Below are 12,877 nucleotides of genomic sequence, written 5' to 3'. Positions count from 1 at the left end.
CCGTGCCGCCACCATTGAAAAGCATGGGTGGCGGCACCACTTTCACAATTGTCGGTAGTTGGTATCTACCTGGTTCAAGGGGTAAACCATGGCACTGGTTGATAAGAATGTCCTGCTGGTTGAAGGCGAGGGTTTGATGGTACCGGTATTGCCGTTGCGGGATGTGGTGGTTTTTCCCTTCATGGTGATTCCGCTTTTTGTCGGTAGGGTCAAATCCATTCATGCCCTGGAAGAGGCCATGGCGGGTGACAAGCAGATCCTGCTGGTGGCGCAGAAGAATGCCGCGGACGACGACCCGCAACCCGAAGGCATCTTTCGCGTGGGCACCTTGGCGACGATCCTGCAATTGCTGAAATTGCCCGACGGCACCGTCAAGGTGCTGGTGGAAGGGACCGACCGGGCGAAACTGGTTTCCTTCCTGCCCGGCGCCGATTCCCTGCGGGCCCAGGTGCAGGTCATAGAAAGCGACAAGCTGGCCGATCGCGAAACCGAGGCATTGATGCGCTCGGTGAGCAGCCAGTTTGAATCCTACGTCAAGCTGAACAAGAAAATCCCCCCGGAAATCCTGTCTACCCTGGCCAGCATGGATGATCCTGCGCGCCTGGCGGATACCGTCGCCGCGCATCTCAGCCTCAAGCTGGAGGAAAAGCAGGAGATCCTGGAAAAGGCGGACACCCGGGTCCGTCTGGAGCATTTGCTCGGGTTGATGGAGTCGGAGATCGATCTCCTGCAGGTGGAGAAGCGGATCCGCGGCCGCGTCAAGCGGCAAATGGAGAAAAGCCAGCGCGAGTACTACCTGAACGAGCAGATGAAGGCCATCCAGAAGGAACTGGGCGACCTTTCGGAAGAGGGTGGCGGGGAAGCGGATGAGGTGGCCCGCAAGATCGAGAAGGCGGGCATGCCCAAGGAGGTGCGGGCCAAGGCGGAAGCGGAGTTGAAAAAACTGCGCATGATGAGCCCCATGTCCGCCGAGGCCACCGTCGTGCGCAATTATATCGACTGGCTGGTGAGCGTGCCGTGGCGCAAGCGCAGCAAGATCACCAAGGATCTGACCCGGGCGAAGGAGATTCTCGACGCCGATCATTACGGCCTGGAAGACGTCAAGGAGCGGATCCTGGAGTATCTGGCCGTTCAGGAGCGGGTGGGCAACAGCCAGGGTCCGATTCTCTGTCTGGTGGGCCCGCCAGGCGTGGGGAAGACCAGCCTGGGGCGCTCCATTGCCGCGGCCACGGGGCGCAAGTTCGTCCGCATGTCCCTGGGCGGCGTGCGCGACGAGGCGGAAATTCGCGGGCATCGGCGCACCTATATCGGCGCATTGCCGGGGAAGATCATTCAGAGCCTGGCCAAGGTGGCCACCCGCAATCCCCTGATGCTTCTGGACGAAGTGGACAAGATGGCGATGGATTTTCGCGGCGACCCGGCTTCGGCATTGCTGGAGGTCCTGGATCCGGAGCAAAACGCGGCCTTCAACGATCACTATCTGGAGGTGGATTTCAATCTTTCCGAGGTGATGTTCGTCACCACGGCCAACACCTTGAACATCCCCGCGCCGCTCATGGATCGTATGGAAGTGATTCGCCTTTCCGGTTATACGGAAGACGAGAAAATCCACATAGCCATGCAATATCTGCTGCCCAAGCAGATCGGCAAGGCCGGCCTGAAGGACGGCGAAATGCAGGTTTCGCAGGCCGTCATTCGGGATATCATCCGTTACTACACCCGGGAAGCGGGCGTGCGCAACCTGGAGCGTGAACTGGCCCGGATTTGCCGCAAGGTGGTCAAGGAACTGCTCCTGGACAAGAAGCGCAAACGGGTCCAGGTTTCCGACCGCAATCTGGACAAGTATCTGGGTGTGCGTCGCTATGACTTTGGCAAGGCGGAAAAGGAAAACCGCATTGGCGAAGTGACGGGTCTGGCGTGGACGGAGGTTGGCGGCGAGCTGCTGAGCATTGAAGCCGTGGTCATTCCCGGACGCGGGAAGCTGTTGATCACCGGCAAGCTCGGGGACGTGATGCAGGAGTCCATTCAGGCCGCCATGAGCGTGGTACGCTCCCGGGCTCAGGCCTTGGGCATCGCGCCGGACTTTTACCAGAACAAGGATGTCCATATCCATGTTCCCGAAGGCGCCACGCCCAAGGATGGTCCGAGCGCCGGCATCGGCATGTGTACGGCCCTGGTATCGGCCCTGACCAACATCCCGGTGCATGCCAGCGTGGCCATGACGGGTGAGATCACCCTGCGCGGCGAGGTCTTGCCCATCGGCGGCTTGAAGGAAAAGTTGTTGGCGGCGCATCGGGGCGGGATCAGCACGGTCCTGATTCCGCAGGAAAATGAGAAGGATCTTCAGGAAATTCCCAAGAATGTCCGGGATGCGCTGGTGATCAAGCCCGTGCGCTGGATCGACGAGGTCCTGGCCATAGCCCTGGAGTCCCGGCCCAGCCCCTTGCCCGAGCCGGAGGACTCCGCGCCCCTGGTACCCGCCGGCAAGGTGGGGGAAGGCAGCAGCGACGAAAAGGCGACGGCGCATTAGGCAGCTTTTCTTGACACGCCTTTTTGTCGCTTGTTATAACGTGCAGACTTGTCTGAGGGAAGGCAGTAGTTACTGGCTGTAGGTATACCCATAAAGGAGAAAGCAGCATGAATAAATCGGAGTTGATTGAAAAAATTGCAGATCACGCGGGGATTTCCCGCGTAGCGGCCGGCACGGCGCTGGATGCGACCCTGGAAGTCCTTAAGGAAGCCCTCAAGGCCGGGGAGCAGGTAACGCTGGTGGGCTTTGGTTCGTTTCTCGTCTCCACCCGGGAGGCGCGCAAGGGGCGTAACCCCGCCACCGGTCAGGAAATCATGATTGCCGCAAGCCGCACTCCGAAATTCAAGGCTGGTAAAGCATTGAAAGATGCAGTAAACTAAAAAAATATGGTTAGGGCGGTTAGCTCAGTTGGTAGAGCGTCGGCTTTACACGCCGAATGTCGTGGGTTCGAGCCCCTCACCGCCCACCACTATGAATTCATCCAGGGGTGGTAGTTCAGTTGGTCAGAATGCCGGCCTGTCACGCCGGAGGTCGCGGGTTCGAGCCCCGTCCACCCCGCCACCATTCCGTAGGGCGATCCCGTTGGGGTTCGCCCTTTTTCGCGTCCGGGCTCGGCTCATTGGCAGAGTGCCGGACTTGGGACCGATCTGCCGCGTCGCTGGTCGCGGTCGGCGGGTAGGCGCCGGGATGCTCGGCCATGAATCCCTTGCCGTCTCCGGGAAGGCGTGGCAGTCCTGCTTTGCTGTCTAGGGTATTTTCTATTATTTCTGGTGGGGAAGAATCATGTTGGAATTTTTTCGGAATCTGGGCCAATCGCTGGCAGCAAAGGCGCTGTTATTGCTGATCGCATTGTCGTTCATGCTATGGGGCGTCAGCGATTACTTCATGTCGGGATCCGAGCAGAGCAGTGTCGTTGCCAAGGTCAATGGCCAAAAAATCGGCGGAGCGCTTTTCCAGAAACGCCTGGAGGATGCGCGGGCCCGTTATGCGCAGGTCTTTGGCGCCGCTACGGCGGAAAAAATTACCCGGGAGCAGGGGTTCAGCGAGCAGATTCTGGACAGCATGATCAACGATGTTTTATTGAGTGAAGAAGGGCGGCGCCTGGGATTGCAGGTGCCCGACGCGGCGCTGGTGAAGAAAATCGAATCCATACCGGAGTTTGCGGAAAACGGGCATTTTTCCAAGGCTCGTTACGAGAAGCTGTTGGTGGCCAATGGCCTGACTCCGGCCCAGTTTGAAGACATGCTCCGCGAGAGCATGCTGCTGGCGCAATTGCAGGCGATCCCCCAGATCGCCCCCCTGGCCAACGCCGGCGAAGCCCAGCAGTTGTGGGCTTGGTCCCAGGAAAGCCGGGATGTGGAGAGCGTGGAGATCCCTTTCGCGGCCTTCGCCCAACAGGCCGCACCGAGCGCGGCGGATATCGCGGCGTATTATCAGGCGCATCTTCAGGCATTTCAGGAACCCGCGCAGGTCCGGGTGCAATATGTGCTCTTTGGGCCCCAGGCGTTCCTCGGCAAGGCTGGCGACAAGGCGCCGACCGCCGCCGCGCAGGGGGCCAGCGCCACCGGCATTTCCGTCGAGGGGGCGCAGGCCGGGGATAAAGCGCAGGAGGAGAAGGCCCGGCTGTTGTTTAACGCCCAGGTGGAGAATTTCAAGGACCGTCTTTTCAGCAGCCCGAAGAGCCTTGCAGCGGTTGCCCAGGCCTACGGTTTGCGGGTGGAGGAGAGCCCGCTGCTGGTGGCCGGACAGGTGGCGGCGACGGGTCCTTTCCATGACCCCAAGGCCTTGGCGCTGGCCTTCGGCAAGGCGGTGCTGGCGGGGAAGAACAGCGAAGCGATCACTCTTCCCGACGGTACTTTGCTGGCGGTGCATCTCATCCATTTCCAGCCCGGACAGGCCCGGCCGTTGGCTGCGGTGAGCGCGGATATTGCGCAGATTCTCAGCGCTCGGAGCAGCGCGACGCTGGCAAAAGCGGCGGCGCAGCAGGTATGGAAGGCGGCCCGGGGCGGTAAGGCCCTGCCTTCCTTGACGCGCAATGGCGCGTTTTCCTATCGGAATACCGCCGATGTGACCCGCCACAATCCCCAAGGCCTGCCGCCGGGATTACTGCCGGCGATCTTCAATGCCCCCGCTCCGCAGGGGGGGGTGCCTTCCCTGGGGATGGCGAAGACGGGGCAGGGATATGCGGTTTTTGCCGTTACCCGCGTCAGTGTCCCGCCGGCGGCCAGCTTGAATCCGCAGGTCTCGGCGCAGATCGCGCAGTCGCTGGAAGAACAGCGGATGCAGTTGTTGTTTGCGGGGTATGTACAGGATTTGCGCAGCCATGGCGAGGTGAAGGTCTTTCCGCAGCAAGTGGCGAAGTTTTCCCGCTGACGGGGTTGGTTTTTTTCCCTCTCCCCAGGGCACAGGGTAGCCATGGCTTCCCCCGCACCCATTTGGAGATACCGACCGCTTATGCCATTGCCATGGGTTCAGGGGCGTGCAGCAAGGGCAAAAAGGCCTGGGCGGCCTGGCTGAGCCCTTTGCGGTAAAGGGCGGAAAGGGTGTGGCCGATGGCCGGGGTCACGGCCACGACGCAGAGATCGGGATGGGCTTCCGCGCCGGCCAGGGCCGATACCAGGCTGATGCCCAGACCACAGCGCAGCGCATTGCGTACTGCGGCGAAGCCGCTCAGTTCATAACGGATGTCCGGATGGATGCCCTGTTGCTGGAGCGCCTGCAAGGCATGTTCGCGGATGCCCGAGCCCTCTTCCCGCCAGACCAGGGTGTCGGGGTCGATGGATGCCAGGGGAATGGGGGCGCCGGCGTGGGCGAAGGGATGGTCGCGGGGGACGAGGAGGGCGATCCCGGTTTCCACCAGGATCCGTTGCTCCCAGTCGCCGCCGAGATCGGCGCCGGATACCGTGTCTTCGATGAAGATCAGGTCGGCCCCTTCGCGCAAGGCTCGCGCCTGACGGCTGTTGGTGCTGGTGAGGCGGACCGAAACGCCGGGATAGCGGGCGCGGAAGGCGACAATGGCCGGGGGAAGCAGATATTCGGCATTGCTGTGGCTCGCCACGAGGGTCAAGCTTCCGCGCAAGAGGGACTGGGTGTGGCTGCGCAGGGCCTGCGCCTCCTCCAGGGCTGCCTCCAGGCGCTCGGCCGTGCGCAGCAGGAGGACCCCCGTCGGGGTGGGCACGATGCCGCGGCTGGCGCGCCGATAGAGGGGCTCCCCCATCCATTCCTGCAGACGGCGTAGCTGGTGGGAAACCGCGGGCTGGGTGAGGTGCAGATCCGCCGCGGCGAGGTGGAGGCTGCCGGCGCGGGCTACCCGGGCCCAGGTGAGGAGAAGCTGGGGATCAATGGCGTTCATAAGCTATTATCCGAATTCATATCCTAAATTATAAAATATCATTTTATAATAACTCACTGGCAATCTATAGTTATATTCTCACAGACTGAACGATGAGATGACTATGGCGCTTTTTTCTGCCCTTCCCCGTGGCGATCTTCGCGAGATCGTGCGGCAGTTCACTCCCAACTGGTTTGCCGCCAATATGGGTACCGGCATTCTGGCGCTGATGGTGGGCGCATTTCCCTATTCTTTCTGGGGCCAGAGCCCATTGGCGCGGGGGCTGTGGATGATCAACGGGCTGTTTTTCTGCCTCTTCGCCGCCCTCTTTCTGGGCCGGGCGATCTTTTACCCGGCCGCCTTCCGGCGCCTTTTCGGGCACCCCGTGCAATCCCTGTTCATTGGCGCCATTCCCATGGGGCTTGCCACCATCATCAATGGCGGCCTGCTGCTCTGGCCTCATTCCGGGCCGACGCTGGAGATGGCGGCGGCCTTCTGGTGGGTGGATGTGGCGTTGTCGGTGCTTTCGGTATTGGTGGTGCCCTATTTCATGTTTACCGCCCATGAACACGCCATCGAACGCATGACGGCGGCGTGGCTCCTGCCCGTAGTGCCACCGGAGGTGGCGGCCGCCAGCGGGGGACTGCTGGCCCCCCATCTGGCGGCGGGAGGGGCGGCGACGGTGATTTACATCAGCTACATTCTTTGGGCCATTTCGGTGCCCCTGGCCCTGGGCATTCTCACCATCCTGTTCCTGCGCCTGGCCTTGCACAAGCTTCCCCATGCGGATATGGCCGTTTCCGCCTGGCTGCCCCTGGGGCCGTTGGGTACCGGGGCCCTGGCCCTGGTGCTGTTGGGGGATGCCGATACCCAGGCCTTTGCCGCTACGCCGCTGGCGCCGTTGGCGGCCTTTGGGCAGATGGCCGGTGTCTTCATTGCCTTCCTGCTATGGGGCTTCGGCCTGTGGTGGATGGCGATGGCCGGACTGTTTACCCTGCGCTACCTTCATGAAGGCCTGCCTTTCAATATGGGCTGGTGGGGCTTTACCTTCCCCCTCGGGGTCTATACGGCGGCTACCTTTGCCTTGGCCCATGACACGAGTTTCGGCGTTCTGGCGCCTCTGGGGGCGGCCTTTACCCTGCTGCTGGCGTTCTTCTGGATTTTGGTCACCTGGCGCAGTTTCCAGGGCATGTGGTCCGGTCAGTTGTTTCACGCCCCCTGTCTGTCCGAGGAGACGGGGCTGCCGGAAGGCGTCTGCACCCTGTCCGCTCCCGGCAGCCGTCCGGATCTGCTGGAGAGCCTGAAGCGCTAGGAGCGGTGTGCGCTCGCCCCAAGTCCCGCGAAAAACGGAGATTCGGCCGAGGACGTTCCATTGTTCATGAACGGTCCCGAAGACCCTTGGTGGCATCGCCGGGTTGCTGGGCGATGGCCTCGTAGAGGGCGAGGGAGAGGGTGCGCATTTCCGCCAGGGCGACGCGCAGGGCCTTTTCGTCGGCGCCCTTGCCCAGGGCATGGAGGCGCTGGTGCATGCGTTCGGCGGGGAGAAAGGCCGGGATGTACTGATATTCCCCGCGGCGCAGGCTAAACCACTTGCTCATTGGACAGGCGGAGGCGGGCAGCATGGTCAGGCCTTCGCGGTGGCTCGCCTCTTCCGCCATGTGGCTGAGGAGGGGGAGGTCCTCCAGCAGGAGGGCGGCGACGGATCGGCGCAATACGGGTTGCAGGCAGGGGTACCAGGTAAAAAAGGCATTTTCCGGCAGGGGCGGGGCGAGGTGATAGCCCTGGATGCGCCGCCCGCCCATGCGCAACCAGAGGGTGAGATCCGCCGGATTGGCAATGCCTTCGGCAATCATGGAACGCCCCGAAAGGTCGCCCAGCAAGCGGGCGGCGCCGGCTACGGCAAAGCTGGCGTTGTCGCGGCGGAAGCGGAAGACGAAGTTTTGGTCGAGCTTGAGTTCATCAAAGGGGAGTTGGGTGGTATAGAGCATGGAGGAGTACCCGGTACCAAAATCGTCCAGGGACAGGTGAAAGCCCCGTTCCTTGAGAATCATGGCCACCTGCTGGGCGTGGCGGAGGTCCGCCAGGGCAATGGATTCGGTAATCTCGATGGTGAGCCCTCCCCCCTGGGGACAGTGCCGCGCTACGTCTTCCAGAAAATCGGGATGCAGGAAATGCAGGGCGCCGATGTTGAGGGACAGGCGGATGTGCAGACCCTCGCCCCGGCAACGCTCGCGCAAACGGACGGCTTCCTGGAGCGCATGGATGCCGAGGGCGCGGATGAGGCGGTGGTCTTGTTCCACAATGGCCATGAATTTGCCCGGACCGCGCCAGCGTCCGTCTTGCTGGCGCCAGCGGGCCAGCATTTCGGCGCCGTCGACATGGCCCGCGACGACGTCGGCCTGGGGTTGCAGGAAGAAGGCGATATCGCCCTGGCTGATGGCCAGGAGGAAATCCTGGTGGACCTGAATGCGCCGTTCCGCCGCCGCCGCCACCGCACCGCCATAAAATCGGTAGGTGGACTTGCCTGCGGCCTTGGCGGCATACATGGCCTCATCGGCATGGGCGAACAGGGTCTTGAAGTCCGGGCCGTCATCGGGAAAGATCGTCCAGCCCAGGGAGCCCGATACGGGCATGTCGGTCACGGTGGCGGCGCCGTCGGCCACCGCCAGAAGGGCCTTGTGCGACACCATATTGAGGTCATCCCCGGCCTGCCAGGGCAGGCAGCAGGCAAACTCATCGCCGCCCATGCGGGCCACCATGAGGCTCCCTTTGCATACATCCTGCAAGCGCAGGGCTATGGCCTGGAGGATGGCGTCGCCCACGCTATGGCCGTGGCTATCGTTGACCTCCTTGAAACCGTCAAGGTCGAGCAGGCCAATGGCCAGATGCCGGCCGCTGCCGCGCGCCTGGGTGATGGCGGTGCTGACGGATTGCTCGAAATGGCTGCGGTTGGGCAGGCCGGTGAGAATGTCGTGGACCACCAGGTCCTGGACCTGCCCATAAAGCCGCTGCTGGTAGAGGAAACTGCCGATGTTCTCGGCCAGGAGTTGCATCAATTGCTGCAAGCGGAGGGTGAAATGGCGCCTGGCGGCGAGCTCGATGGCCAGGACGGCCACGGGTTCCCCGTTGTCGGCGATGCGAATGGGCCAGGCGACCACCGCCCCCAAGCCCTTGAGGCCCGCATTGTTGCTGATGATATCGGGGTGCGGCGGGAGGGGGCCGATGGGAACCCCTTCGCGAAAGGCCCGGCTGACCAGCATTTGTCCATAGGGATGGCGCTGCGGATCCCGGGAGGGGACGAGTCCCTCGATGGCATCCCGCCGTGCCGCATCTTGCGCTGCCACCGCGGCGATCTTCAGGGCGTCGCCATGCTCGGCGGGGACCACCACGTAAGCGGCGATGCAATCGGTCTGACGGACGATGATATCCGTAAGACGGTGAAAGAGCTCTGTGGGCGCAGTGCTGCGCAGCATTTCCTGCTGGGCCAGCAGGGCGGCCTCCTGGTACCGGCGGAGGCGCAACAAGCGCGATAAGAGCGTAAGGAAGATGCCGGCGGCAAGGGCATCCACCAGGAGGAGCCCGGTCAGGAGCAGCAAACGCTTGCGTTCCTGGGTCCAGAAGGCCGTCTTTTCCGCAGCGGCGCTCCATTGCGCCCGCAGGACCCAGGGCATGTTGGGAACGGTCAGCTCGACGCTCCCGACGGGGGGCGGGAGGGGAGTGGTGGGGGGCGCCCATTGGCCATCGTGCCATACGCTGATGGCTTGGCCGTTTTGCCGGTTGAGCAGGATCGCGTCCATGTCCGGGGGGGTGTGGAAGAGGGCAAGGGCCGACAGGGTGACGGGCGAGCCGATAAAACCCAGGGTCTTTCCCCGGTGGTTCTGGATGCGCACCCGCATGGTGATTACCCAGGTATGGAGGCGCCGGCCATAATGCACGGGACCGATGAACTCTTCGGGGTGCAAAGGCATGGGGGTAAAGGCCTCGGGCTTGACCATGGGCCGTGAGGACTGGGTCACCGTTGACCAGAGCAGGCGGGTCCCCGTCGCATCCTGGATGTTGATGGCCAGGAGTTGGGGATGGGCGGCGGCAAAGGCGCGCAAGGCCGAGCGGGTGGCCGGACCCAAGTCCAGGGCCGCGGCGGTGGGGGGGAAAAACTGGTTCTTGAGGAAGCGGAGATCGGCGAAACGCTGGGCCATGGCCTGGCTGATGCCGGTGCTCAGCCGCTGCGCCGTGATGCCGGCAGTCTCGCGAAAGTGCCGATGAATATCCTGGCGGTTTTGTATGGCAAGCTGTCGCCACAACACGATGAATACCACGCCCAGAAGCAGAAATGCCGCCCCTACCGCCCAGAGGAGATAGCGATCTCTCCGGCCATGGGGGACGCCGATATGTCTCATGAGCACCGGCATTGCCCTTGCCCGCGGGCGGTCGGCCCGGCGTCCATCAGGCCCTCGTCCCGGCATCATCCAGGCAACGCGTACCGGGCGGGGGCAAACGCCGGGTTTCGGGGATTGCGCAGAGGAAGCCCTGAAAGAGCTCTACGCCCATATCCCGGAATGCCTGCCATTCTTCGAGGCTTTCCACACCCTCCGCCACAAAGCGGATGGCATAGCTCTGACAGATGCGGGCGACGGTTTCACCGATGAGGCGTGGACTGCGCGAATTGGTGATTGCCAGGATCTGATGGACGTCGAGTTTGACCATATCGGGCCGCAGGAGGTCGAGCAGGTTGAGATCGGCACTGCCTTCGGCAAGGTCCGTGAGGTCCATGGCCACCTGGACGCCCTCTCGCTGATAGGTCCGGAAGATCCGCTGCAGGTGCAGCAGATCCATCCGTTGGCCTGTATCCACCACCTCGAAGATCAGCCGCTCGGGAGGAAAGGCACAGTCCCGGGCGATGCTCAGGGTGTAAGCAATGTCTGCTTCGGGATGAAAGATGGTTTCGGGCAGGAAGTTGATGCATAGATGATTTTCCAGGCCCAACTGTTGGGCCTCCAGCATGGCCCGGGCGCGGCAGGCACGATCGAAGGCGGGGCGGTTGGCCGGGGTGAGGAGGTCGAGTATGGCCTGTGCGGGTTCGCCCTCGGGCCCGCGCACCAGGGCTTCGTAGGCAAAAACCGTCCGTGTCTGGGCATTCACGATGGGCTGGAAGGCCATGATGAAGGGGGCGGAAAATTCGCTGCTGGTCAAGTCGCACTCCTTGGGGCGCCGCGCACGATTATGCCATATACCGTACCGGAGATCAGTTCGACAAGGCTGGTATCCCCTTAATCCATGGAATCAGTATTTGGCTGAAAAAATTGCAGGCCGCCGATGATCAGGGCAACGAGGTTTTGGGCGAGGACGAGGAGGACGAGGAAGCGCAAGGTGATCATGCTGGCCCAGATCCAGAGGGGGTAGCTGGCCAGCAGGGTGGCGGCATCCGGGCAGAGGGGGATCAACGGCCCCTGAGCGGCGAGGATGGCCAAGGACCAGGTAATGGCCCAGGGTTTGATGCCTCCCCTTTTTCCTCCTCGCCGGCTCATGGCGGTCTAAGCGGTCCGTGGCGGCAGCGCTGCGCGCGGTTCGGTCGTGGTGGCGGCGTTCCCTCCCTGCGGCGGCGGCGCCAAAAGCTGGAGGATATCCGTAAAGATCCGGGCGAAATGATCGAGGCTGTGCTGGAGCTGCTCCACCCCGGCGCCCAGTTCGTTGGCGGCAGCGATCTCGGCGTTGCCGCCGGTGACGATCTCCTCCATGTTCTGGCGGGTGGTCTGGGCGGACTGGTTGGCCATTCCCAGGACCTCCGCCACGGTTTCGAGGGAATCCCCGCCCCGGCGCAGATGGACGAGGCTGTCGGCCACCCCGGCCTCGACGCTGGTGGCGCCGCTGTTGATGGCGGTAGCGGCGGTCTGGATCTCGGCAGCGGCGGTGGCGGAGCTTTGGGCGAGTTTTTTGACTTCATCGGCCACCACGGCAAAGCCGCGGCCATGCTCGCCGGCGCGGGCGGCCTCGATGGCGGCGTTGAGGGCGAGGAGATTGGTTTGTTTGGCGATCTCCCGGACCTTGGCGGTAAGGTCGGTGATGGTGCGGGTACTCTGCAGGAAGATGCGGACGGTTTCTCCCATGTGGGTGACGGCCTGCTCCACCAGATCCATTTCGCCGATCAGTTCGGACAGCCGCTCATTGCCGAGCTGTACCTCGCGCACGGTCTCTTCGGCCAGGGTCCGGTTTTCGGCGAGGCGCTGAGCGGAATCGTGCATGCTGTCCACTACGGTCTTGGTGACCAGGGAGAGCGCTGCCGCTTCGCTCTGCGTATGCTGGAGTTCCTGCGCAAAATCCACGCCCATGAGCTGAGTATCGATGGCATTCCGCAGGTCCGGAAGCTCGTGATCGGCGCTCTCCAGGGCGTTTCGCCGGAGTTTGTGCAGGCGCTCCAGGACGGGCGCGGCGAGGGCGGCCAGTTGTTCATCCCCTTCCAGGCGGGAGAGCAGCGGCGCGTCGCCATCGAGGAAAGCGGTGAGGTAGAGGATCAGGTTTTCTGCATTCTGGGACATGCCGGCGCTCTCCTAGGTGGTGGCAATGGCCTTGGCCACGGCTCGGGCCAGGTCGTCGGGCAGGAACTTGGCCACATAGCCATCGGCACCGACGCTATTGGCATGGGATTCGTTGGCGGATCCCGAGAGGGAGGAATGGATGACCACGGGAATGGCCTTGAGGGTCTCGTTTTCCTTGATCTTGCGGGTCAGGGTGAAGCCGTCCATTTCTGGCATCTCCAGATCGGTGAGGACCATGGCCACCTTCTGGCGGATGGGAATGCCCGCCGCCCGCGCTTCCTGGGTCAGCGTTTGCAGGCGCTCCCAGGCCTCCTTGCCGGTCTTGGTGCCGATGAAGGGTAAGCCGAGCCGGGTGAGGGCCTTTTCGATCTGGCTGCGGGCCACGCCGGAGTCGTCGGCATAGAGGATCACCGAGCCCTGGGGGATGCTGACCTGATGCGGCTGGGTCATTTCATCGCCGGTCTTGAAACGGGAGGGCAGGAC

The 12,877-nt window shown here is 62.9% G+C and carries 10 protein-coding genes and 2 tRNA genes; 6 read left to right on the top strand and 6 right to left on the bottom strand.

What is annotated here, in order from left to right; all coding sequences use genetic code 11:
• Positions 1 to 88: 88 nt before the first annotated feature.
• The 5 genes from lon to ACP5MM_RS05465 all read left to right on the top strand — a co-directional run bounded on the left by lon (position 89) and on the right by ACP5MM_RS05465 (position 4,903).
• Complete coding sequence (gene lon / locus ACP5MM_RS05485; protein WP_427931643.1) at positions 89 to 2,530, top strand: endopeptidase La; 2,442 nt, start codon at positions 89 to 91, stop codon at positions 2,528 to 2,530.
• A 107-nt stretch (positions 2,531 to 2,637) separates the two neighbouring features.
• Positions 2,638 to 2,910 (top strand): HU family DNA-binding protein, encoded by a 273-nt coding sequence (locus ACP5MM_RS05480; protein WP_427931644.1) that lies wholly within the window; start codon positions 2,638 to 2,640, stop codon positions 2,908 to 2,910.
• A gap of 13 nt (positions 2,911 to 2,923) precedes the next feature.
• Positions 2,924 to 2,999, top strand: a tRNA-Val gene (locus ACP5MM_RS05475).
• Positions 3,000 to 3,014: 15 nt separating this feature from the next.
• Positions 3,015 to 3,091, top strand: a tRNA-Asp gene (locus ACP5MM_RS05470).
• A 222-nt stretch (positions 3,092 to 3,313) separates the two neighbouring features.
• Complete coding sequence (locus ACP5MM_RS05465) at positions 3,314 to 4,903, top strand: SurA N-terminal domain-containing protein (RefSeq protein ID WP_427934235.1); 1,590 nt, start codon at positions 3,314 to 3,316, stop codon at positions 4,901 to 4,903.
• A 79-nt stretch (positions 4,904 to 4,982) separates the two neighbouring features.
• On the opposite strand, the gene ACP5MM_RS05460 is transcribed toward ACP5MM_RS05465, so the two are convergent.
• The gene (locus ACP5MM_RS05460) at positions 4,983 to 5,882 is read right to left on the bottom strand and encodes a LysR family transcriptional regulator (protein WP_427931647.1); all 900 of its coding nucleotides are present in this window, start codon (positions 5,880 to 5,882) and stop codon (positions 4,983 to 4,985) included.
• Positions 5,883 to 5,985: 103 nt separating this feature from the next.
• Between ACP5MM_RS05460 and ACP5MM_RS05455 the strand changes: the two genes are divergently transcribed.
• Positions 5,986 to 7,173 carry a TDT family transporter gene (locus tag ACP5MM_RS05455; protein WP_427931648.1) on the top strand — a complete coding sequence of 396 codons (1,188 nt, stop codon included), beginning with the start codon at positions 5,986 to 5,988 and terminating at the stop codon, positions 7,171 to 7,173.
• A 64-nt stretch (positions 7,174 to 7,237) separates the two neighbouring features.
• Here the strand turns inward: ACP5MM_RS05455 and ACP5MM_RS05450 are convergent, their stop codons facing one another.
• The 5 genes from ACP5MM_RS05450 to ACP5MM_RS05430 all read right to left on the bottom strand — a co-directional run.
• The gene (locus ACP5MM_RS05450) at positions 7,238 to 10,258 is read right to left on the bottom strand and encodes a bifunctional diguanylate cyclase/phosphodiesterase (protein ID WP_427934234.1); all 3,021 of its coding nucleotides are present in this window, start codon (positions 10,256 to 10,258) and stop codon (positions 7,238 to 7,240) included.
• 46 nt (positions 10,259 to 10,304) lie between these two features.
• The gene (locus ACP5MM_RS05445; RefSeq protein WP_427934233.1) at positions 10,305 to 11,051 is read right to left on the bottom strand and encodes an EAL domain-containing protein; all 747 of its coding nucleotides are present in this window, start codon (positions 11,049 to 11,051) and stop codon (positions 10,305 to 10,307) included.
• A gap of 77 nt (positions 11,052 to 11,128) precedes the next feature.
• A complete protein-coding gene (locus tag ACP5MM_RS05440; RefSeq protein ID WP_427933482.1) occupies positions 11,129 to 11,386 on the bottom strand; it encodes a hypothetical protein in 258 nt (85 codons plus the stop codon).
• Between the two features lie 6 nt (positions 11,387 to 11,392).
• On the bottom strand, positions 11,393 to 11,965 hold the full coding sequence (locus ACP5MM_RS05435) for a methyl-accepting chemotaxis protein (RefSeq protein WP_427934243.1): 573 nt from the start codon (positions 11,963 to 11,965) through the stop codon (positions 11,393 to 11,395).
• A 441-nt stretch (positions 11,966 to 12,406) separates the two neighbouring features.
• A partial coding sequence (locus ACP5MM_RS05430) for a response regulator (protein ID WP_427934232.1) occupies positions 12,407 to 12,877 on the bottom strand: 471 nt, incomplete at its 5' end.

The organism is Acidithiobacillus sp. (genome assembly GCF_049965315.1).
Taxonomy (GTDB): domain Bacteria; phylum Pseudomonadota; class Gammaproteobacteria; order Acidithiobacillales; family Acidithiobacillaceae; genus Acidithiobacillus_B.
This window is presented reverse-complemented; position numbering and strand designations above follow the sequence as displayed.